Source organism: Streptomyces sp. NPDC039462 (assembly GCF_055639375.1).
This window is the reverse complement of the sequence record NZ_JBVKAO010000005.1, coordinates 194,303-214,893: the sequence shown is the minus strand read 5'-3', so window position 1 is coordinate 214,893 and position 20,591 is coordinate 194,303. Positions and strand designations below refer to the sequence as shown.

19 protein-coding genes and 1 tRNA gene are annotated in these 20,591 nt (G+C 72.5%); 9 read left to right on the top strand and 11 right to left on the bottom strand.

The window, feature by feature from the left end; genetic code table 11:
* The first annotated feature begins 162 nt into the window (after nucleotides 1-162).
* On the top strand, nucleotides 163-1,920 hold the full coding sequence (locus tag ACZ7LU_RS26710) for a S8 family peptidase (RefSeq protein ID WP_471918226.1): 1,758 nt from the start codon (nucleotides 163-165) through the stop codon (nucleotides 1,918-1,920).
* Nucleotides 1,921-1,977: 57 nt separating this feature from the next.
* A complete protein-coding gene (locus ACZ7LU_RS26705; RefSeq protein ID WP_398309789.1) occupies nucleotides 1,978-2,574 on the top strand; it encodes a hypothetical protein in 597 nt (198 codons plus the stop codon).
* Between the two features lie 76 nt (nucleotides 2,575-2,650).
* On the opposite strand, the gene mshC is transcribed toward ACZ7LU_RS26705, so the two are convergent.
* From mshC to ACZ7LU_RS26685, 4 genes are all read right to left on the bottom strand, one after another.
* The gene (mshC, locus tag ACZ7LU_RS26700; protein ID WP_398309792.1) at nucleotides 2,651-3,880 is read right to left on the bottom strand and encodes a cysteine--1-D-myo-inosityl 2-amino-2-deoxy-alpha-D-glucopyranoside ligase; all 1,230 of its coding nucleotides are present in this window, start codon (nucleotides 3,878-3,880) and stop codon (nucleotides 2,651-2,653) included.
* 142 nt (nucleotides 3,881-4,022) lie between these two features.
* Nucleotides 4,023-4,844 carry an SCO1664 family protein gene (locus ACZ7LU_RS26695; protein WP_468314706.1) on the bottom strand — a complete coding sequence of 274 codons (822 nt, stop codon included), beginning with the start codon at nucleotides 4,842-4,844 and terminating at the stop codon, nucleotides 4,023-4,025.
* Nucleotides 4,808-5,398, bottom strand: a complete 591-nt coding sequence (locus ACZ7LU_RS26690) for a DUF3090 domain-containing protein (RefSeq protein ID WP_398309798.1) — start codon at nucleotides 5,396-5,398, stop codon at nucleotides 4,808-4,810. Before ACZ7LU_RS26690 ends, ACZ7LU_RS26695 begins: the two co-directional genes overlap by 37 nt.
* A 101-nt stretch (nucleotides 5,399-5,499) precedes the next feature.
* Complete coding sequence (locus ACZ7LU_RS26685; protein WP_471918225.1) at nucleotides 5,500-6,186, bottom strand: histidine phosphatase family protein; 687 nt, start codon at nucleotides 6,184-6,186, stop codon at nucleotides 5,500-5,502.
* Between the two features lie 61 nt (nucleotides 6,187-6,247).
* Between ACZ7LU_RS26685 and corA the strand changes: the two genes are divergently transcribed.
* Nucleotides 6,248-7,246: a magnesium/cobalt transporter CorA gene (corA, locus tag ACZ7LU_RS26680; protein ID WP_398310245.1), complete on the top strand. Its 999-nt coding sequence runs from the start codon at nucleotides 6,248-6,250 to the stop codon at nucleotides 7,244-7,246.
* 42 nt (nucleotides 7,247-7,288) lie between these two features.
* Here the strand turns inward: corA and ACZ7LU_RS26675 are convergent, their stop codons facing one another.
* Both ACZ7LU_RS26675 and ACZ7LU_RS26670 read right to left on the bottom strand, forming a co-directional pair.
* Nucleotides 7,289-8,077, bottom strand: coding sequence for a ferritin-like domain-containing protein (locus ACZ7LU_RS26675; RefSeq protein ID WP_468091378.1), 789 nt, complete (start codon nucleotides 8,075-8,077; stop codon nucleotides 7,289-7,291).
* 230 nt (nucleotides 8,078-8,307) lie between these two features.
* Entirely contained in the window at nucleotides 8,308-9,363 is a 1,056-nt protein-coding gene (locus ACZ7LU_RS26670; protein ID WP_471918224.1) for an LLM class F420-dependent oxidoreductase, read from the bottom strand.
* Nucleotides 9,364-9,500: 137 nt separating this feature from the next.
* On the opposite strand from ACZ7LU_RS26670, the gene ACZ7LU_RS26665 reads away from it, so the two are divergent.
* A complete protein-coding gene (locus ACZ7LU_RS26665; protein WP_398309806.1) occupies nucleotides 9,501-10,481 on the top strand; it encodes an aldo/keto reductase in 981 nt (326 codons plus the stop codon).
* Nucleotides 10,478-12,730, top strand: coding sequence for a helix-hairpin-helix domain-containing protein (locus ACZ7LU_RS26660; protein WP_471918223.1), 2,253 nt, complete (start codon nucleotides 10,478-10,480; stop codon nucleotides 12,728-12,730). Before ACZ7LU_RS26665 ends, ACZ7LU_RS26660 begins: the two co-directional genes overlap by 4 nt.
* An 83-nt stretch (nucleotides 12,731-12,813) precedes the next feature.
* Here ACZ7LU_RS26660 and ACZ7LU_RS26655 read toward each other — a convergent pair whose 3' ends face one another.
* Nucleotides 12,814-13,575: a hypothetical protein gene (locus ACZ7LU_RS26655; protein WP_471918222.1), complete on the bottom strand. Its 762-nt coding sequence runs from the start codon at nucleotides 13,573-13,575 to the stop codon at nucleotides 12,814-12,816.
* 47 nt (nucleotides 13,576-13,622) lie between these two features.
* On the opposite strand from ACZ7LU_RS26655, the gene ACZ7LU_RS26650 reads away from it, so the two are divergent.
* Nucleotides 13,623-13,811, top strand: a complete 189-nt coding sequence (locus ACZ7LU_RS26650) for a DUF5703 family protein (RefSeq protein WP_355810220.1) — start codon at nucleotides 13,623-13,625, stop codon at nucleotides 13,809-13,811.
* 103 nt (nucleotides 13,812-13,914) lie between these two features.
* On the opposite strand, the gene ACZ7LU_RS26645 is transcribed toward ACZ7LU_RS26650, so the two are convergent.
* From ACZ7LU_RS26645 to ACZ7LU_RS26635, 3 genes are all read right to left on the bottom strand, one after another.
* On the bottom strand, nucleotides 13,915-14,748 hold the full coding sequence (locus ACZ7LU_RS26645) for a chaplin (RefSeq protein WP_468314721.1): 834 nt from the start codon (nucleotides 14,746-14,748) through the stop codon (nucleotides 13,915-13,917).
* 143 nt (nucleotides 14,749-14,891) lie between these two features.
* On the bottom strand, nucleotides 14,892-15,125 hold the full coding sequence (gene chpH / locus ACZ7LU_RS26640; RefSeq protein ID WP_398309817.1) for a chaplin ChpH: 234 nt from the start codon (nucleotides 15,123-15,125) through the stop codon (nucleotides 14,892-14,894).
* A gap of 146 nt (nucleotides 15,126-15,271) precedes the next feature.
* A complete protein-coding gene (locus ACZ7LU_RS26635) occupies nucleotides 15,272-16,597 on the bottom strand; it encodes a M20/M25/M40 family metallo-hydrolase (RefSeq protein ID WP_398309820.1) in 1,326 nt (441 codons plus the stop codon).
* A 187-nt stretch (nucleotides 16,598-16,784) separates the two neighbouring features.
* Here ACZ7LU_RS26635 and ACZ7LU_RS26630 point away from each other — a divergent pair.
* A tRNA-Leu gene (locus ACZ7LU_RS26630) sits at nucleotides 16,785-16,869 on the top strand.
* Between the two features lie 79 nt (nucleotides 16,870-16,948).
* Here ACZ7LU_RS26630 and ACZ7LU_RS26625 read toward each other — a convergent pair.
* Nucleotides 16,949-18,262 carry a caspase family protein gene (locus tag ACZ7LU_RS26625; protein WP_468561556.1) on the bottom strand — a complete coding sequence of 438 codons (1,314 nt, stop codon included), beginning with the start codon at nucleotides 18,260-18,262 and terminating at the stop codon, nucleotides 16,949-16,951.
* A gap of 139 nt (nucleotides 18,263-18,401) precedes the next feature.
* Between ACZ7LU_RS26625 and ACZ7LU_RS26620 the strand changes: the two genes are divergently transcribed.
* Nucleotides 18,402-19,067 (top strand): SIS domain-containing protein, encoded by a 666-nt coding sequence (locus tag ACZ7LU_RS26620; RefSeq protein ID WP_398309826.1) that lies wholly within the window; start codon nucleotides 18,402-18,404, stop codon nucleotides 19,065-19,067.
* Between the two features lie 2 nt (nucleotides 19,068-19,069).
* Nucleotides 19,070-20,557 (top strand): trehalose-6-phosphate synthase, encoded by a 1,488-nt coding sequence (locus ACZ7LU_RS26615; RefSeq protein WP_471918221.1) that lies wholly within the window; start codon nucleotides 19,070-19,072, stop codon nucleotides 20,555-20,557.
* The last annotated feature ends 34 nt before the right edge of the window (nucleotides 20,558-20,591 follow it).

Sequence of the window (20,591 nt, the reverse complement as noted above, 5' to 3'; positions counted from 1 at the left end):
TGCCCATGGCCGAATTGCACGGGGTTCCCTCTTCAACTTCCCTTCAAACACTGTTGCTCAAAAGAGGGGTGGACGTCGCGGCCCGGCCGTAGCAGGGTGTGCCCCGAAACCTGGCGCAGCGCACAGCACGGCACCCGAAGAAGTGAAGGGAGCGGTGAAGCGATGACCGAGCAGGCAGACCCGGCGCGGGACCCCGGAGCCGGCGGACCGGGCCCCGACGGAATGGGATTCACCTACCGAGAAGCCGAACAGGAGCTGATCGTCGTCGCCCGGCCCGAGGCCCGGCTGCGCGTCGGGGAGCGGGACGTCCGCTCGGCCTCCGGCTCCGATGTGTCGGCCCTGAACATGTTCCTCTCCGACGAACAGCTCTCTCTTGAACCGCTGTTCGGCAACGAAGAACGGCTGCGGGCCGCCGCGCCCCCGGCCGGCGGCGACGACGACCTGCCCGACCTGGCCCTCTTCTACCGCGTCCGCGGCGGCGATGACCGGTCGGAGGAGCTGCGGGCGCGGATGGCGGCGCTGCCGGGCATCGACACGGCGTACGTCAAGCCGGGCGCCGTCCCGGCCTCCATCGACCCGTCGCCGACCCAGCCGCACGACCTCGACGACGCGACCCGGCGCCGCAAGGAGGGCATGCCCGTCACGCCCGACTTCACCAGCCGCCAGGGCTATCTGAAGCCGGCCCCCGAGGGCATCGACGCCCGCTGGGCGTGGCAGCGGATCGGCGGCTCCGGCGAGGGCGTCACCGTCATCGACATCGAGGGCGCCTGGCAGCTGCGCCACGAGGACCTCGCCGCGAAGCTCGCGGGCGTCGTCGTCGGCACGCCCATCCAGGACCTGGCCTGGCGCAACCACGGCACCGCGGTGATCGGCGTCCTCGGCGGCGACCGCAACAGCCTCGGCGTCACCGGCATCGTCCCGGAGGCCGTGACGGCGGCCGCCTCCTTCCAGCCCCTCGGCACGGCGGCCACCATCCACGCGGCGGCCGAGCGGCTGAACCGCGGCGACATCATCCTGCTCGAACTGCACCGCCCGGGGCCGAAGTTCGACTTCGAGCCGCGCGATGACCAGAAGGGCTACATCGCCATCGAGTGGTGGCCCGACGACTACGCGGCGGTGCGCCACGCCACCGCGAAGGGCGTGCTCGTCGTGGGCGCGGCGGGCAACGGCGCCGAGTCGCTGGACGACGCGGTCTACGAACACCGGCCCGAGGGCTTCCCGTCCTGGTGGCGCAACCCCTTCAACCCGTCCAACCGCTCCTCCGGCGCGGTCCTCGTGGGCGCCGGCGCACCGCCGCCCGGCACGCACGGCCGCGACCACGGCCCGGACCGCTCGCGCCTGGCGTTCTCCAACTACGGCGCCCGCGTGGACGCGCAGGGCTGGGGCCGCGAGACCACGACGACCGGCGGCTCCTGGAACGGGCCCGGCGATCTGCAGGGCGGCGCCGACGAGATCGCCTGGTACACCGACACGTTCTCCGGCACGTCCTCCGCGTCGCCGATCGTCGTCGGCGCCCTGGCCGCGCTGCAGGGCATGCTGAAGGCCGCGGGCCAGCAGCCGATGACGCCCGACCGGGCGCGTGCGCTGCTGCGCTCCACGGGGTCGCCGCAGCAGGACGCGCCGGGCAGGCCCGCGTCGCAGCGCATCGGCAACCGCCCCGACATCAAGGCGGCGGTCACGAACCTGCTGCCGTCGGCGGTGGGTTCGGGGCAGGCCGAGCGGTACTGGGACGAGCTGCTCCCGTACCCGCCGGAACTCCCGCCGCGGCTCCGGCTGTTCGTGGCCGGGCAGTGGCGCAACCTCGACAATCCGTCCCCCGAGACGCGGCAGGCGGTGCACGCCGCCTTCGCCGGGGGCCGACCGGACGTCCGCGTCTGGTTCTCGGACGACGAGGTCGTCGGCCTCGTCGTCACAGGCTGAACCGATCGATCAGTCCGTCAGTGAGTCCGTGAGTCAGTGAGGGAAGGTGGCACAGGCATGAGTACCACCCCGCAGATGAGTCAACCGGGTCAGCACCAGGGACAGCAGCAGTACGGGCAGCAGCAGTACGGCCAGCAGCAGGGCCCGAGCACGGCCCCGCCGCGGCAGCAGGGACAGCAGCAGTACCAGCAGCAGCCCATCGGCCAGCCGCAGTACGGCTCCCAGCAGGGCATCCAGGGCCAGCAAGGCATGCAGGGCCAGCAGGGCATCCAGGGTCAGCCCGGCATGCAGCAGGTCCCGCCGCAGTTGCGCCAGCAGCTGCAGCAGCTCGGCCAGCAGCAGCCCTTCCAGCACCTGCTCCAGCAGTTCGGCCAGGAGCAGGAGCAGCAGATCCCGCAGGCGCACGCGCCGGAGATCTCCACCCAGACGCTCGCGTCCAACGTAGCGACGGCCTTCTGGGACGTCGTCCAACCGCTTCCCGGCCAGGCGGACATCCTCTATCTGCACATCGACAACGCCTGGCGGGCCTTCGTCAACCCCAGCCCGCACACCCGCGACGAGGTCCAGGAGGCGTTCGCCTTCGGACAGCAGGTGATCGGCTACTACGACACCAACAACCCCGGCTACCTGCTGGCCATCGTGGTCACGAAGTGACCCTCGTGTGAGTGAACGGCGGCGCCGGGCGGAGACTCCTCCGCCCGGCGCCTCGGCGACGACAGCCGCTGTACCGCTACAGGGCCACGCCGAGAAGCGCGTCCACCGCGCGCGACACGATGCCGGGGGCACCCTCGTCCGTACCGCCCTCGGCGTCCTGCCGCGCGGCCCAGCGGTCGACGGCGGCGAGCGCCTTGGGGGCGTCCAGGTCGTCGGCGAGGGCCTCGCGGATCTCCTCGACGAGCGCCTCGGCGGCGGGCCCGTCAGGGCGGGAGACGGCCGCACGCCAGCGGCCGAGCCGCTCCACGGCCTCTTCGAGGACGCCGTCCGTCCACTCCCAGTCCGCGCGGTAGTGGTGCGCGAGGAGGGCGAGGCGGATCGCGGCGGGGTCGACGCCGTCGCGGCGCAGCTTCGACACGAAGACGAGGTTGCCCTTGGACTTGGACATCTTCGCGCCGTCCAGGGCGACCATGCCGGCGTGGACGTACGCCTTGGCGAAGGGGTGCTCGCCGGTCAGGGCCTGGGCGTGGGAGGCGCCCATCTCGTGGTGCGGGAACGCGAGGTCCGATCCCCCGCCCTGGATGTCGAAGCCCATGCCGAGATGGTCCAGGGCGATGGCCACGCACTCGATGTGCCAGCCGGGCCGGCCGCGGCCCAGCGAGCCGCCGTCCCAGCTCGGCTCGCCGTCGCGGGCCGCCATCCAGAGCATCGGGTCGAGCGGGTTCTTCTTGCCCGGCCGCTCCGGGTCGCCGCCGCGCTCGGCGGAGAGCAGCTTCATGGCGGCGGCGTCGAGCCCGGACACCTCCCCGAAGTGGGGGTCGGACTCGACGGAGAAGTAGACGTCGCCGTCGAGGTCGTAGGCGGCACCCAGGTCACGGAGGCGCTCGACGAGCGGCACGATGCCGGGTATCGCCTCGACGGCTCCGATGTAGTGCTGCGGCGGCAGGAGGCGCAGCGCGGTCATGTCCTCGCGGAACAGGGCGGTCTCGCCCTCGGCGAGCTCGACCCAGTCCTTGCCGTCGCGGTTGGCGCGTTCCAGGAGCGGGTCGTCCACGTCGGTCACGTTCTGGACGTAGTGAACCTGCCGCTTGGTGTCGAGCCACACGCGCTGCACGAGGTCGAACGCGTTGTAGGTCGCCGCGTGTCCCATGTGGGTGGCGTCGTACGGAGTGATGCCGCAGACGTAGATACGGGCGACGGGACCGGGGTCGAGGGTGACGAGTCCACCGGTCGCGGTGTCGTGGATCCGGAGGTCGCGGCCCTTGCCAGGAAGGGCGGGGACCTCAGAAGCGGGCCAGGCATGCATGCCCTGAGCCTAACCGGACGGGGCGTCCGTATACGAGTGGGGATCATCGGAACGGTGGCTGATCCCGCACTCTTGCGCGATCGGCCGGTGTGTGCAGGGCCCGGTGCGGGTGATGCGGGTGGTTCTGTGCGGGCGGCTCTGATCAGACCGGTGGCCAGGGAATCGCGGGCCAGTCGCCCGTCGGCTCCGGGTGGCGTCCCGACTCCAGCAGGGCCGCGACCCGCGCGCGCAGCGCCTCGGTCTCCGCGGCGGTGATCAGCCCGCTCAGCCGCTCGGCGAGCGCGGCACCCTCCTTGAGGCCGTCCCGCAGGGCCTGGAGGGCCTCGACCGCCTCATCGGTCAGGGGCTCCCCCGCCCACCCCCACAGCAGCGTCCGCAGTTTGTTCTCGACGTGGAAGGTGACTCCGTGGTCGATGCCGTACAGCCGGCCGTCGGCGGGCAGCAGGTGGCCGCCCTTGCGGTCGCTGTTGTTGATCACGGCGTCGAGCACCGCGAGGCGGCGCAGGCGTACGTCGTCCGCGTGCACGAGGAGCGCCGTCCGCTCCTCGTCGACCTGCGCGAAGCCGACCGCTTTCCAGCCCTCGCCCGGTGCGTCGCCGTCGACCAGGGCGAGCAGTTCCGCGTCGCCCGAGGCCTCGATCCACAGCTGGCACATGCCCTCGCCGTGCGGTCCCGTCCGCAGGACCGTCGGCGGCACCAGGTCCCAGCCGGTGGCCCGCGACACCTCGTACGCGGCGACCTCGCGCTGCGCGAGCGTGCCGTCCGGGAAGTCCCACAGTGGGCGCTCGCCGGCGACCGGCTTGTAGACGCAGGCGGCCTCCTGGCCCTCGTACGCGACCGTGCAGTACAGGACCGCGTTCGAGGCCTCACGGATGCGGCCGCGCACGGTCAGCTCCCCGTGGGTGAGGAGCGTGACGGGGTCGACGCTCACGCTCCCCGCCGGTATCCGTTCTGGCGCGGGCATACATGTCCTTCCGGGTCGAGCGGGAGGCTGCACAGCGGGCACGGCGGGCGGCCCGCGTTCACGACGTCGAGGGCTCTTTTGGCGAAGGCGCGGGCCTGCGCGCCGGTGAGGCGGACCCGCAGCATCGGCGGGCCGTTCTCGTCGTCCTGCAGAAGCCTTTCCTCCGCGGCGGCGAGATCGTCGTCGGAATCGGCGTCCAGCTCGACGAGCGCCTGCGCCTCGACGACCATCCGCTCCTCCTCGCCGTCCCAGGCGAGCGCCATGGTGCCGACCCGGAACTCCTCCTCCACGGGGGAGTCGAGCGGCGCGCTGTCGGCGACCTCGGTAGGTGCGACGGCCGGCACGGGGGCGCTGCCCCCGCTGCGGCGCACGACCTCGTCGAGGAGTTCCTCCATGCGCTCGGCGAGCGCGGCCACCTGGGTCTTCTCCAGGGCGACGCTGGTCACCCTGACCCCGGCGGAGGCCTGGAGGAAGAACGTACGCCGTCCGGGCAGCCCGACCGTTCCCGCGACGAAACGCTCCGGGGGGTCGTAGAGGAACACCTGACGGGACACGACCTGTCTCCATTGGATCGACTGCAAGAGGAGTGCTTCAAAAGGGCTGCTTCAACCGCAAGAGGGCTGCTTCAACCGCTTCACCCTACTGCGGGCGACGATCACGGTGCGCCCGCACCGCCCCCGACTGTCGCGTCGCCGCTCGGCGGCTCCTCGCGCGGCGCCAGCGAGGCGAAGTCACCGGTGTCCCCGAGGCGTACGAGGAAGGGGCGCAGCCGGGTGTAGCGGATGACGGTGACGGAACAGGGCTCCACGGAGATGCGCTGGAAGAGGTCGAGGTGGAGTCCGATGGCTTCGGCGACGAGGGACTTGATGATGTCGCCGTGCGAGCACATCAGGTACACGGCGTCCTCGCCGTGCTCGCGCTCCACGCGGGCGTTCCACTCGCGGACCGCCTCGGCCGCCCTCGTCTGCATGGCCCGCATGGACTCGCCGCCGGGGAACGCGGCCGCGGAGGGGTGCTGCTGGACGACCTCCATCAGCGGCTCGTCGGTGAGCTCGGCGAGCTTGCGGCCCGACCAGTCGCCGTAGTCGCACTCCCCGATGCGGTCCTCCGTGTGCGCCCGGAGCCCGGTCCTGGCGGCGAGGAGCGGCGCCACGGTCTCCTGGCAGCGCTGCAGGGGGCTGGTGACGACCTCGGCCAGCGGCAGGGCCGCGAGCCGTTCGGGCAGCGCGGCGGCCTGTGCGGCGCCCCGCTCGTCGAGGGCCACGCCGGGGGTCCACCCGGCGAGCAGACCGGCGGTGTTGGCGGTGGAGCGTCCGTGCCGGACGAGGATCAGCGTGGGCATGCGGACCAGCCTAAGCGCCGAGGAAGTGCAACCCCCGGGGTGGCTGGGAACAATGCGCAGTGTGATTGTCGACTGTGCCATCTATCGCGAGGGGCGCCGCAGCGAAGGCCCCCAGGACTTCTCCGATGCCCTGGAGGAGGCGCGGGGGACGGGCGACGCGTTCGTGTGGATCGGGCTGCACGAGCCGACGGCGGAGGAGTTCGACGAGGTCAGCAAGGAGTTCGGGCTGCATCCCCTGGCCGTGGAGGACGCCCTCAAGGCGCACCAGCGGCCCAAGCTGGAGGTCTATGACGACTCGCTGTTCATGGTCCTCAAGCCGGTGGTGTACGAGCCGGACAGCGACACCGTCTCCTCCGGCGAGGTCATGATCTTCGTGGGTGACTCGTTCGTGGTGACCGTCCGGCACGGCGAGGGCGCACCCCTCGGCGCCGTGCGCCATCGTCTGGAGGCCGAACCGGACGTCCTGAAGCACGGCCCGACGTCGGTCCTGTACTCCATCGCGGACGCGTCCGTGGACCACTACCTGGAGGTCGCCGACGAGTTGCAGGCCGACCTGGAGGTCCTGGAGGCGGAGGTCTTCTCTCCGGAGGGCGGACGTTCGCGTCCCACGGCGTCGCGGATCTACACCTTCAAGCGGCAGATCCTGGAGTTCCGCCGGGCCACCGGGCCGTTGGCGCTGCCCGTGGCGCGCCTCTCCGGAGCGGGCCCTTTCAGCCCCTCCGTGCCGTTCGTGGACGAGACGGCGCGGCCGTTCTTCCGGGACGTCAACGACCACCTGACGCGCGTCAACGAGTCCGTGGAGGGCCTGGACCGGCTGGTCTCGGACATCCTGTCCGCGCATCTGGCGCAGATGAGCGTGCGGCAGAACGACGACATGCGGAAGATCTCGGCCTGGGCCGCGATGGCGGCGGTCCCCACGATGATCGCGGGCATCTACGGCATGAACTTCGACCACATGCCGGAGCTGCACTGGTGGTGGACCTATCCGGCCGTGCTCCTCCTGATGGCGGTCCTGGAGGTCGTCCTGTACAGGATGTTCAAGCGGCGCGGCTGGATGTAGTGCCGGGTTCGCCGTGAGCGGCGCGTCCCGGTGTGTGCGGCGTCAGGCGAACTCGGCGGCCGATGTCGCGGGCCCGCCCAGCGCGTCGCGGCGCCGGGGCGTCTTCAGGGAGACCATCCGCCGCCAGCCGCCCGCCCTCTCGTAACCGTGCAGGGCGTGGATGCCCGCGGCGAGCAGCTGCCGCTTGGCCGGGGCCCAGCCGAGGACGCGCCCCATGCGCTCCATCACCGCGAGGCTCACGTCGCGGTGGATGCGGATCTCGGCGAGCGCGCAGTCGCGCAGCGTGCGCTGGATGGCGGGGCCGTGCCCGGCGTACGCGAACCGCAGCAACTCCTCGTGGCAGTAGGCCAGATGGTTGTCCTCGTCATTGGAGATCATCCGCACCGCGCGGCCGATGTCCGGGTCGTCGGCGAAGTACCTGAGCAGCAGCCGCATCTGCTCGGAGGCCCGCTGCTCGGTCACCCTGCTGTGCGCGAGGTAGGTGACGATGTCCTGCACGGTGAGGGGCTCGGCGGCCTTCAGCCGGTCGTGCGCGAGGCCGATTCCGTGCCGCTCCAGGAGCATCGTGTAGTCGGTCTCGGGCGGGACGTCGACGGGCTGCAGGCCGCGCTTCTTCAGCAGGGCGCGGAAGATGCGGCCGTGCTTGTCCTCGTCGGCGCCGTGCCGGGCGATCTTGGGGGCGAGCGCGCGCTCGGTCTCCGGGACGAGTGCGGCGATGCGCCCGTTCTCCCAGCCGCCCTGGGCCTCACCGCTGGCCGCGATGGAGCAGAAGAGCCGGAACGACTCGTCGTTGTCGAGGATCTCTCTGAAGACACTCCTGGCCGACAGCATCACTGGCACCTCCATGCCCGACATGCCCTGCGCGCGGACCTGCGCGAAGAACGAGTCAAGTGCGAGGTTCCACCAGGGGCAACAGCTGTACAGGTCAGCTCCGCCGAACGAAGGACACCGGCACCGCCACGAGGCCGTAACCGTCGGCCCTGTGCGGCGTTGTTCCCGGTGACGGCCGTGGCGGGGAAGACCCCCCGAGCCCCCACCACGGCCGCGGACTTCCTCTTCCGCTACGCCAGCCCGGCGCGCTCCAGTGCCTCCGTGCCGGCCCGCAGCGCCGTGATCCGCTCCTCCAGCGTGAAGCCGGCGGGGGCCAGCGTCAGCGTGGTGACCCCGGCGGCGGCGTAGGCCCGCATCCGGTCGGCGATCCGGTCCACGGAACCGAGCAGCGTGGTCGAGTCGATCAGCTGCTGCGGCACGGCGGCGGCCGCCCCGTCCTTGTCGCCCGCCAGGTACTTGTCCTGGATCTCGGCGGCCTCCTTCTCGTACCCCATGCGCTGCGCGAGCTGGTTGTAGAAGTTCTGCTTCCGGCTGCCCATGCCCCCGACGTAGAGGGCGGTGTACGGCCGGAACATGTCGGCGAGGGTGTCCACCTGGGAGTCCTCGCCGACGGCGAGCGGCAGCGTCGGGACGACGTCGAAGCCCTCCATGGTCCTGCCCGCCTTCTCGCGCCCGGCGCGCAGGTGCTTGACCGCCGTCTCCTCCAGGTGCTCGGCGGCCGGGAAGATCAGCAGGGCGCCGTCGGCGATCTCGCCGGTCTGCTCCAGGTTCTTGGGGCCGATCGCGGCGACGTACAGCGGGATGTGCTCGCGCTGCGGGTGGACGGTCAGCTTGATGGGCTTGCCGGGGCCGCCGGGCAGCGGCAGCGTCCAGTGCTCACCCTCGTACGAGAGGCGCTCCCGGGTCATGGCCTTGCGGACGATCTCGACGTACTCACGCGTGCGTGCCAGCGGCTTGTCGAACTTCACGCCGTACCAGCCCTCGGAGACCTGCGGGCCCGATACGCCGAGGCCCAGCCGGAAGCGGCCGCCGGAGAGCGAGTCGAGGGTCGCCGCCGTCATCGCGGTCATCGCCGGCTGCCGGGCCGGGATCTGGAAGATGGCGGACCCGATGTCGATGCGCTCGGTCTGCGCGGCCACCCAGGACAGCACCGTCGCGGCGTCCGAGCCGTACGCCTCCGCGGCCCAGCACACCGCGTAGCCCAGCTTGTCGGCCTCCTTGGCCACGGCGAGATTGTCCGCGTCCATCCCCGCGCCCCAGTAGCCGAGGTTGATCCCGAGCTGCATGACAGATCCCCTTACCGCTGTACTCATGAGTAACGTCCCTGTGCCGGGGACTGTAAAGGGTGACCGAGTTCTCCACAATCACTGGTTCGTCCACAGGCCCGCCCACCGCCGGGGCCCGGCCAGTAATCTCAGCGCCCATGGAGCAGAGGCATCTCGGCCGGACCGGCCTTCGCGTGTCCCGCATCGGACTCGGCACCCTCACCTGGGGGCACACCGAGGAGAACGACGCCGCCGAGCTGTTGAAGGTGTTCTGGGAAGCGGGCGGCACCCTCGTCGACACCGCCGATGTGTACGGCGACGGGGAGGCCGAGTATCTGCTCGGGCGTCTGGTCGAGCGGCTCGTGCCCAGGCGCGACCTGATCATCGCCACCAAGGCGGGCAGCGTCCCGGACCCCGAGCGGCGCTTCGACGGCTCGCGCGGCCACCTGCTCGCCGCGCTCGACGCCTCCCTCACCCGCCTCAACACGGACTATGTGGACCTGTGGCAGGTGCACGCCTTCGATCCGGAGACACCTCTGGAGGAGACACTGCAGGCCCTCGACATAGCGGTCAGCAGCGGGCGGGCCCGCTATGCGGGGGTCTCCAACTTCTGCGGCTGGCAGCTCGCCAAGGCCGCCACGTGGCAGCTCGCACCGCCCGGCACCCGCACCCGCCTGGCCAGTACGCAGATGGAGTACTCCCTGCTCCAGCGCGGCGTCGAGCGGGAGGTGCTGCCCGCGGCCATCGACCTCGGAGTCGGCCTGCTGCCGTCCTCGCCGCTCGGCCGGGGCGTGCTCACCGGGAAGTACCGCCACGCCACCCCCGCCGACTCGCGCGGCGGTTCGGACCAGTTGGCGCCCTTCGTCGCGCCGTACCTCGACGACACGGCGGGCCGCATCGTCGACGCGGTCGCGACGGCCGCCGAGGGGCTCGCGGCCACCCCGCTCCAGGTCGCCCTCGCGTGGGTGCGGGACCGGCCGGGAGTGACGGCCCCGATCGTCGGCGCGCGCAACGCGCAGCAGCTCACGGCCGCGTTGTCAGTGGAGCCCCTTAGTCTTCCTGACGAGATCTGCCAGGCGCTCGACGACGTGTCGGCGCCGGTGCACCGCTATCCCGATCACGACTGGAGCACGCTGTGAGTACGGAACCCGCTGCCGCGGAGGACCCCGAGGCCGCTGCCGCGGAGCAGGCGGAGTCGCCCGGCGCGGAGGAAGCCGCGCCGGACACGTCGGGGACGCCGGAGCCACCGGAGACACCGCAGGCACAGGAGGCACAGGAGGGCGAAGTCGAGGGCGAGGCCAAGACCGAGGGCACCGAGCTGTCCGAGGCCGAGGCGGAGATCGCCGCGCAGCGGGAGCTGCGGGAGCGGATCGAGCAGCGGAAGGCGTCGAAGCAGGGACCGATCGGGGCCGGCGCGAAGCTGAGCGGGACCGCCGCCGATCTGCTGGCCGCCGTGCGGGCCGTGGAGAGCGGCGAGAAGCCCGTCGCGAGCGCCTTCCGTGACCCGCAGCCCGCACCGCGCAGGCCCGCACCGTCCGCCGCCCCGGAGCCCGTGCGCCCGCAGCAGCCGGAGCCGTCGCGGGCGCCCGCGACGGAGACCGTCGAGGCCGTCGCCGCCGTGCTCGCCGAGGGAGGCGCGCCGCCCGCCCTCGCCGCCCCGGCGGCGGCCGCGCTCGGTGAGGGTGCCGACGGGCTGCTGCGCGAGGACCCCTGGCAGTTGCTGCGGGTCGCCGGGGTGCGGCCCGAGCAGGCCGACGGGTTCGCCAGGGCGCTGCTCGGCCCGGAGTGCGGCCCTGACGACGAGCGCAGGGGCCGTGCGATCACCGTGTGGCTCCTGGAGCAGGCCGCCCTCGCCGGGCACACGGCGCTCGACTCCGCGGCGCTGACCGCCGCGCTCGGGCAGCGTGCGGTGCCGGACCCGGACGCGGCCGTGCAGAGCGCGCTCGCCGAGGGCGACGCACTCGTCTTCCAGGACGCCCTCGAAGGGACCGAGGTGCCGACCCGGCGACCGGACGGCGAGGGCGGGCGGGGCGGCGAGGGGGCCGAGGGGGACGAGCAAGACGCCGTCGAGGAGCCGGAGCGCCCGGTCCGCGTCCTGATCGGCCTGGAAAGGTACGCACTCGCGGAGGAGAGCCTCGCCGACGGCCTCGCCCGGGTGATCAACTCCCTGCCCAAGGAGGACGGCTCCGGCCCCCGGGACGCCGACTGGGAGGCCGCCGCCGCGCAGTCGTCGGGGAGCGCCGCCGAGCTGATCCGTGCCGTCGCCGGGCACGGCCTCGTGCTGCACTCCGGCGGCGAGGAGGCCCGCGCCGAGCCCGCCGCACTGGTCGCCGCGGCCACCGCGCTCGGCCTGCGGGTGTGCGCCGCCGCCCACAGCGCCGACGGACGCCGTCGCCTCGCGCGGGCGACGGGCTCGGAGGAGACCGCGGTGACCGTGGCGGGCCTGCTCTCCGGGGCACAGGGCCCCGGACGCGACGCGGACGGCGCGCTCGCGCTCGACCTCCTGGTCGTCCTGGACGCGCCGCAGCTGGACGTGGAGACCGCCGCGATGCTCGTCGAGTCGCTGCCGGACGGCGCCCGCCTGGTGCTCAGCGGCGACCCCGGCGTCCTGTGGTCGGCGGGCCCCGGCCGGGTCTTCGCCGACCTCCTCGCCGCGCGCTGCTGCCCGCAGGTCGTCTCGCGCACCCCCGACCCCGGCCCCCTCGGGGAGCTGACGTCCGGCATCGGCATCGGCGAGCTGAACCAGGTCGAGGCGCCCGGCAAGGAAGTCGTCCTCGTCCCGGTGCGGGACGCCGCAGAGGCGATCCACCGCACCGTGCAGCTCGTCGCGGACTCGGTGCCGAGGGCGATCGGCGTGCCCGCGGAGCAGACGCAGGTCATCACGCCGGGCCACGGCGGCGCGGCGGGCACCCGCGTGCTCAACGCGGCGCTGAAGGAACGGCTGAATCCGGGCCCCGGCCGGTTCGGCGGCTTCGACCCGGACGACCGGGTCGCGCACGTCCCCGCCCCGGGCCGCACGACGCTCGGCCGCGTGGTGCGGGCCGACGCGGAGGGGCTGCACCTGGAGTGCGACGGCGCCCCCGTCGTCGTACCCAAGGAGCGGGTGGAGCGGGAGGTGCGGCACGCGTGGGCGCTCACCGCGCACCAGGCCGCGGGGCAGCGCTGGCCCGCGGTGGTCGTGGTGCTGCCGGGCGACGCCGCGCAGGCGCTGACCCGCCCCTGGGTCTACACCGCGTTCAGCCGCGGGGAGCGGCACCTGTCGGTCGTGCAGGGCGTGGAGCAGGCGCTGCCTCGCGCGGTCGCGGAGCGCCTCTGGAAGGACCGGACGACGCGCCTGCAGACGCTGCTGCGCCCGCAGGTGCCCGCGGAGCCGGCCGCGGCGGCCTGAGCCGGCGGCTCGCGCGAGAAATGCGCTCGCCGCCCCCGGGAGAGGAGGCGGCGAGCGCAGGAGCGATTCGCCACGGAGGCGCGTCAGCGACGAGCTGTTCCGTCGGTGTCGTCGTCGGCGTCATCGGTGTCGTCGATCTCATCGGTGTCGTCTGCGTCGTCGATCTCGTCGAGCGGCACCGGCACGTCGGGGTCGATGTCGACGTCCGCGTCGAGGCCGTCGAGCCCGTCGTCGTCCGCTTCGTCGTCGAAGACCACGCTGACGTCGAAGCGGCACACCACCCGGTGCGGGTCGGCGTGGTCGAAGGGGGCGTCGAGCCACTCCCCCGGCTCGGCCGCGGTGTCCACCGCGGTGACCCAGAGCGTCGAATCGCCCTCCTCCAGACCGAACTCCTTGTGCCGGGAGGAGATCTCGTCCGGTTCGAACTCGCCGAAGAGGACGCCGAGGGCGCTGTGCACGGTGTCGGCCGAGCCGTTGCTCCCCGCGCCGCCCGCGTCGAGGTCGGCGACCCGCTGGGCCTGGGCCAGGAGCCGCTGCGGCTCCGCCACGGTGTAGTCGCGGCGGATCAGCACGCTCAGCGCGTTGGCCTCCTCCGGGCCCTGGTAGGGCGGCAGTGCGTCCTCCGTGCCGGGGATCTCGAAGGGCGTGACCTCGTCGTAGCGGTCGTAGAGGAGCTCGTCGTACTCCTCCGCCGCCGCGGCGAGTTCGTTGAACGCTTCATAGACGGCCGGATCGTCCTCGCCCGACCTGCGTTCGACCGCGGCCAGGTGGCGGTCGAGCGCGGTCTTGACCGCCTCGGCGGCGGCACGTACCTCGGCAGCGGTGGGCTGCGCAGCATCAGACATAGTGCAGACGCTATCCGTACCGGGCCCGTGCCCGCACAATAGATGCGATGCCGGAATACGAATTTGTCGACGTGTATGTACCGCGCGGGGTCACCCGCAAGGAAGCCACACGCCTGCTGACGGACCACGCAGAGTACGGACACTGGGAGTTGGACCGCCTGAGACTGCACCCCGACGGGAGCCGCAGAGTGCGGCTGAAGCGGCGGATCATCCGCCAGGTGCGGGCCACCTGGTGAGTGCCGCGCGCCCGGGGACGCCGGGCCGCGGCGCGGGAAAGACGGAGCGGGCCCCACGACGGTGGGGCCCGCTCCGTTCGGCGTGCTCGGACGGCGGGGTGGCTCAGGCGGCCGCCCGGGCCCTCCGGTAGAGCACCGCGCCCGCGAGCAGCGCGCCCGCGCCGAGCGGCAGTGCGACGCCGAGCGGCAGCTCACTGCCCGTCGAGGCGAGCTGCGACGTCCCCTCGGGCGGCGTCACGAGCTGCGCGCCCGGGTCGCCGCGGTCGTCGATCGGGGTGAGCGGGTCGTGCGGCGACTGGGAGCCGCCGGGGGTGCCGGGATCGCCGGGCTTCCCCGGCTTGCCCGGGTCGCCGGGCTTCCCGGGCTTGCCGGGGTTGTCCGGCTTACCGGGGTCGCCCGGCTTGCCCGGCTGCTCCGGCTTGCCCGGCTGCTCGGGCTTGCCCGGGTGCTCGGGGTCGGTCGGGGGCTTCTCGCCGCCCGGCGGCTTCCCCGCGTCTCCGGAGTCGTTGGCGCATTCGTTGCCCATGGCGGGGTTGCCGAGGCCGCCGATGGTGACGCTGTTGCCGCAGACGTTGACCGGAGCGTTGATCGGCAGCTGCACGTTGTTGCCGGAGCCGACGCCGGGTGAGTCGCCGGCGTGACCGTCGGCCTTGGCTCCGCCGCCGGACGGCTTGTGCGAACCGCTTCCCTTGCCTGAGGTGTTGGCGCAGTGGTTTCCTGCCGCCGGGTTGAGGACGCCGACCACGTTCACGGTGTTTCCGCACACGTTGACCGGAACGTCGATGGGGAGCTGGACGCTGTTGCCCGCCAGCACGCCGGGCGAACCCGAACTGCTTCCCCTCGCGCCCGAATCCGCCTGTGCGTGACCGCCGGTCGCGGCGAGCACGCCGGTCGCGGCCGCCACGGTGATCAGGCCTTTACGCGTGACCTGTCGCATAGCTGTTCCCTGCCTTTTGCCGTACATCCGGAATACGCCCGGACCCGCTGGCCCGGACGTGGAATACCCGTCGGCCCCGGAGCGCATGGCGTGCACTCCGGGGCCGACAAGCTCAGACCCTTAACGGGTGAGGCGCGGCAACGTCACTTGTTGACGCAGTAGTTGCCGAAGGTGGGGTTCAGCAGACCGATCACGGAGACCGTGTTGCCGCAGGCGTTCACCGGCACGTGCACGGGCACCTGGACGACATTGCCCGACGCGACGCCGGGGGAGTTGACAGCGGCACCCTGGGCACCGGCGTCGGCAGTGGCGATGCCCGCACCGGCGAGCACGAGACCACCGGTGGCAGCCACAGCGGCGACGACCTTCTTGAGCATTATTCCTCCTAGTTGGCAATGCAGTCCCAGCCGCGGACTGCATCACCTGTAACGAGGAGGGATCTCCATGGCTACGAGCCTATGGTCTCATTCACTCTTTTCAGTCAAGTACGTACGCACTGGCGATTGTTGGAGATACGTTTCGGTCAGGAAGCCTCGATGAAGCGGTCCAGCACCCGGACGCCGAACTTCAGGCCGTCGACCGGCACCCGCTCGTCGACGCCGTGGAACATGCCCGCGAAGTCCAGCTCCGGGGGCAGCTTCAGCGGCGCGAAGCCGAAGCCGCGGATGCCGAGGTCGTCGAAGGACTTGGCGTCCGTGCCGGCCGAGAGCATGTAGGGCACGGCGCGGGCGATCGGGTCCTCGGCCCGCAGGGCGGTCTGCATGGCGTCGACGAGGGCGCCGTCGAAGGTGGTCTCCAGGGCCTTGTCCGCGTGGACGTCCTCGCGCTTGACCCGCGGACCGAGGATCCGGTCCAGATCGGCGAGGAACTCCTCCTCGTACCCCGGCAGGTAGCGCCCGTCGACGTGCGCGGTGGCCTGCCCCGGGATCACGTTCACCTTGTACCCGGCGCCGAGCTGCGTCGGGTTGGCGGTGTTCTGCAGGGAGGCGCCGATGAGCTTGGCGATGCCGCCGAGCTTGGCGAGCGTCGCGTCCATGTTCTCCGGGTCGAGCTCGGTGCCGAGGGCGTCGCCGAGCTCGTCGAGGAAGTGCCGCAGCGTCTTGGTGACCCGCACCGGGAACTTGTGCCGCCCGAGGCGCCCGACCGCCTCGGAGAGCTCGGTGATCGCGTTGTCCTTGTGGATCATCGAACCGTGACCGGCGGTGCCGTCCACGGTCAGCTTCATCCAGTGCATGCCCTTCTGGGCCGTCTCGACGAGGTAGAGCCGCAGGTTCTCGTTGACGGTGAAGGAGAAACCGCCGACCTCGCTGATCGCCTCCGTGCACCCCTCGAAGAGGTCCGGGTGGTTGTCGACCAGGTACCGCGCGCCGTACGTGCCGCCCGCCTCCTCGTCCGCGAGGAACGCCAGGACGATGTCGCGCGGGGGCTTGCGGCCGCTGCGCATCCGCTCCCGTACGACCGCGAGGGTCATCGCGTCCATGTCCTTCATGTCGACGGCGCCCCGGCCCCATACGCAGCCGTCCGCGATCTCCCCGGAGAAGGGGTTGTGCGTCCAGTCCGCGGCGTTGGCGGGCACGACGTCCGTGTGGCCGTGGATGAGGAGCGCGGGCCGCGACGGGTCCTCGCCCTCGATCCTCGCGACCGTGGAGGCCCTGCCGGGGTGGGACTCGAAGATCTTCGGTTCGAGTCCGACCTCGGCGAGCTTCTCCGCGACGTACTCGGCGGCCTTGCGCTCCCCCGGGCCCGAGTGGTCGCCGTAGTTGCTCGTATCGATCTGGATCAGTTCGCGACAGAGGTCGACGACCTCGTCCTCACCGGTGACGGCCTTGCCCGTGCTGGACCCGCTCACGCTGGTTCCTCCCGCATTCGCTGCTGGTGGTCCCCTTCATCCTCCCTCTCCGGAGCTCCGCGCCCAAGGGCGGGCGGGTGTCGTCACGCGCCGTTCACAGCGGACCAGGGGGGTGATCGAGTACCCCTGGAGGCCTGGTAATGTTCTCTCTGTCGCCGCGGGGAACACCCCGCCAAGACAACACCCGGTCCGGGTGGCGGAATGGCAGACGCGCTAGCTTGAGGTGCTAGTGCCCTTTATCGGGCGTGGGGGTTCAAGTCCCCCCTCGGACACAAGCAAGGCCCCAGTCGCGAGACTGGGGCCTTTCGCGTGTGCGGTCGGCCACGGATGACAGGTCAGGTCGGCCTCGGATCAGGGCCGGCCTGCACAGTCGCGCCAGTGGGCGTGGTTGCGGCGGGCGGCCCGCGTGTCGTCGTGCCGCTCGCCCAGCGCGGAGCCGTAGCTCTCGGCGAGCTCGGCGAAGGCGGCCGCCGCGCGGTCGGGGTGGCCGCTCACCCCGAGCCAGTGCGCGTGCTGCCACCGGCAGCTCAGGGAGCGCACGTCGCCGGGGCCGAGCGCCCCCGAGGCGTCCACGGACAGCTCGGCGAACAGGTCGGCGGCCGAGGCCGCGTCCCCGCCGATGCCGCACCACCGGGCCCGCTCGTGCCGTGCCTGGAGCGTGTCGGGGTGGGTCGGCCCTCGTTCGACGGCCAGCCGCTCGACGAGCCGTGCGTACCCCTGGGCGGCTTCGGCCGCGTGTCCGTTCTCGCCCTCGGCGTGCGCCAGGGCCCGGTGCGCGAGGAGGGTGAGCTCATGGCGTTCGCCGAGCACGTGGTCGCACTGCGGCGCCAGCCCCCGCAGGGCGGTCAGCGCGCCGGCCAGGTCGCCGGCCTCTGCCGACGCGAGGGCCCGGCGCAGGCGCTCCGGCACCTCGGCGGGTGTCAGCGGGCGGAACGCGGCGTTCACGGCGAGGGCCAGCTGGTCGCTCGTCCCCGTGCCGCACCGCTGGGGCCTCGGCTCCCCCTTCGCGGCGAGGACCCGGGACGTGTGCCGGTAGACGGCCTCCAGCGTGAGCAGTTCCCGCTCCGCGGCGGAGCCGTCGCGGAGGAACCTGATCAGCTCCCCCGTGAACAGCGTGTGCCGGTCGCCCAGGGGGGCGCGGGCCGGGGCGTTCGCGGGGGCCGAGGCCAGGACGAACGTACCGGCGATCTCCAGCTGGCCGAAGTAGAGCGACGCGGTGTCCCCCATGGCCTCGATGGCCCGGCCCGAGAAGCAGCAGTCGAGCAGCAGCACGCGGTTCCTGGCGGGCGCGGACGCCATCGTCTCGCGGATCAGGTCGAAGCGCAGGCTCGACCAGCCGAGCAGCTTGGTGTCGCTGCCGGTGAGCAGGAGGTGGAGCAGGCCACGGTCGTCGAGTGCGCCGTGCCCCGCGAAGTAGACGAGGAACATGTCCTCCACCGCGCTCGCCGCGCGGCTGAGCGCCTCCCCCACGCGCTGGGGCTCCTTGACGTCCCGCAGCACTGTGCAGCGCGCCTCGGGCAACGCGCAGTTGCCGGGTCCTGTGAGCAGGGAGCGGAGGTCGTCGAGGTTGTTGTGGACGGCGGGGAGCGGGGGCAGTTCGTCGTCTTCGTAGCTGCCGCAACCGATGAGTACCGCATGCGAGTTCGAGCCGCTGGCCAGCCGCACGTCGTCCCCCTCTTGCCGCACCGCACCGCTGCCCAAATGATAGCGAGGCAACTCATTTGAGGAGTGGTGCTCTTACCGCTGTCCGAGGTTTCGGGCATGCTGGCCAATCCGAAGTCGGCTGCGACGGGTGGGGTTGGTCATGGGACGTTCGGACACGATGGACAACGCCGGCGAGTTAGGGCGCGAGGGAGGCCCGCACCAGGCTTCCGCCGTCTGCACGGCGTTTCAGAACCTGGTGGCCGATGCCGCCCTCGCCCTGGAACCGGACGCCTTCGCCTCGGCCGTCCGGCTGCTCGACTCGGTCAGGACGACCGGCAGCTGCCTCTACGTGATCGGCAACGGCGGGAGCGCCGCCACCGCGAGCCATCTGGCGTGCGACCTCGCCATGACCTCGGGCCCGCACGCCGCGGGCCTGCGGACGAACGCGCTCACCGGCAACACGCCGCTGCTCAGCGCGCTGGCCAACGACATCGGGTACGACCGGGTCTTCTCCGAGCAGCTCGCGCGCCTGCTCACGCCCGGCGACGTCGTGGTGGCCATCAGCGTCAGCGGCGACTCCCCGAACATCCTCGAAGGCCTCAAGACGGCGCGGGCGCGCGGCGCGCGCACGGTCGGGCTGCTCGGGGGCTCCGGGGGGAGCGCCGCCGCGCTGGTCGACGTGCCGCTGCTGGTGGACAGCGAGGTGTACGGGGTGGTGGAGACCGTGCATCTGGGGCTCGTGCACTCGCTGGCCCTCGCCCTGGGCACGGGCAGGGGCCACCCCCGGGACATCCTGGATCCGTCGCTCGACGGAATCCAGGGCTGACGGTGGTCCACGGGCCCGCGCGGGCGCCCCGTGCGCGTACGGCCGATGTGGTCCTCGTCTCCGACCGGGGCCCTGTGACGTTCCGGTCCACCCCGTCGGGTCCCGCGCCGGAACGGCGGTCGGGCAGTGTGACGTCGCTGCTCGACAGGTCGGCGCGCGCCCTGCGCGAGGACGTGTGCTGGCTGGCTCCGTCGACGAGCGACGAGGACCGCAGGGCGGCGCGGGAGGGCCGGTTCGACGGGCTGGGGCTCGGCTATGGATTCCTGCCGGTTCCGTGCCGGGCCGCGGACTACCGGCGGTACTACGAGGACGCGGGCGTACGAGGGCTCTGGTACGCGCTCCACGATCTCTGGGACGACCTTCCGCACGACCCCGGCCCGGGCGCCGCAGGTCCGGGGGCGTTCGGTGACGGTGCGGCTCTGCGGTCGTACCAGAAGGTGAACCGGGCCGTCGCCGCCGCGGCCGCAACCCGCTGTCATCCCCGTACCGTCGTCTGCTTCCAGGACTACCAGTTCGGCACCGCGCCCGGGTTCCTCCGGGCCCGGCTGCCGACGCAGACGGTCGGCTTCTTCCTGCACGCGGCCTTCGCGGCCCCGGCCGCTCTCGCGGTGCTGCCCGGGGTGGTCCGGGGGCTGCTGCTGCGCGGCATGCTCGCGGCGGACGTCCTCGGCTTCCAGAGCGAGCGGTGGGCGGACTCCTTCCTGCGGCTCAGTGAGGAGGCCGGGCACGAGGTCGACCGCCGGGCCGGGGTCGTCCGGCACGGCTGCCGGCGGACGCTGGTCCGCCGCTATCCGGCCCCGCCCGACCAGGAGTACCTGTCCGGCGTCTTCGGCACCCGGGAGGCGGACCGGTGGGCCGGCACCTTCCGCCGGCTGCGGCAGGGGGCGCGGCTGCTGGTGCGGGTGGACCGGCTGGACCCGGCGAAGAACGTCCTGCGGGGCTTCGAGGCCTTCGCGCTGCTGCTCGCCGACCGTCCGGAGCTGCGGCGCCGGGTCAGGTTCGTGGCGTGTCTGACGCCTTCGCGGCCCGGGGTGCCGGAGTACGCGTGGTACGCGGCCCGGGTCCGGGACGCCGTCGCCGCCATCCAGCGGGACCATCCCGGGGTGCTGACCGTGTACTGGGAGGAGGACCGGGTGCGGGCCATGGCGGCGCTGCGGGAGTACGACGTCCTGCTCGTCAACTCGGTGCACGACGGGATGAACCTGGTCGCCCAGGAAGGGGTGCTGGTGAACCGGCGGGACGGCGCGGTCGTCCTGTCGGCGCGGACCGGGAGCGCCGAGCGGCTTCGCGCGGGGGCCGTTCTCGTCCATGACCCGCGCGATGTGCGCGAGACCGCTTCGGCGCTCCGGCGGGCGCTCGCGATGCCGTCGCACGAGCGGGCGGGGAGGTCGCACCTGATGCGCGCGCCGCTCCTCGCGACCTCGCCCGAGGGCTGGCTGCGGGCACAGCTCGCCGACCTCGTGGCGGTCCGCGACGGGACGGGGCCGTAGCGCCGCCCGGCTTCCGTGCCGCCGGGAAGGCGGG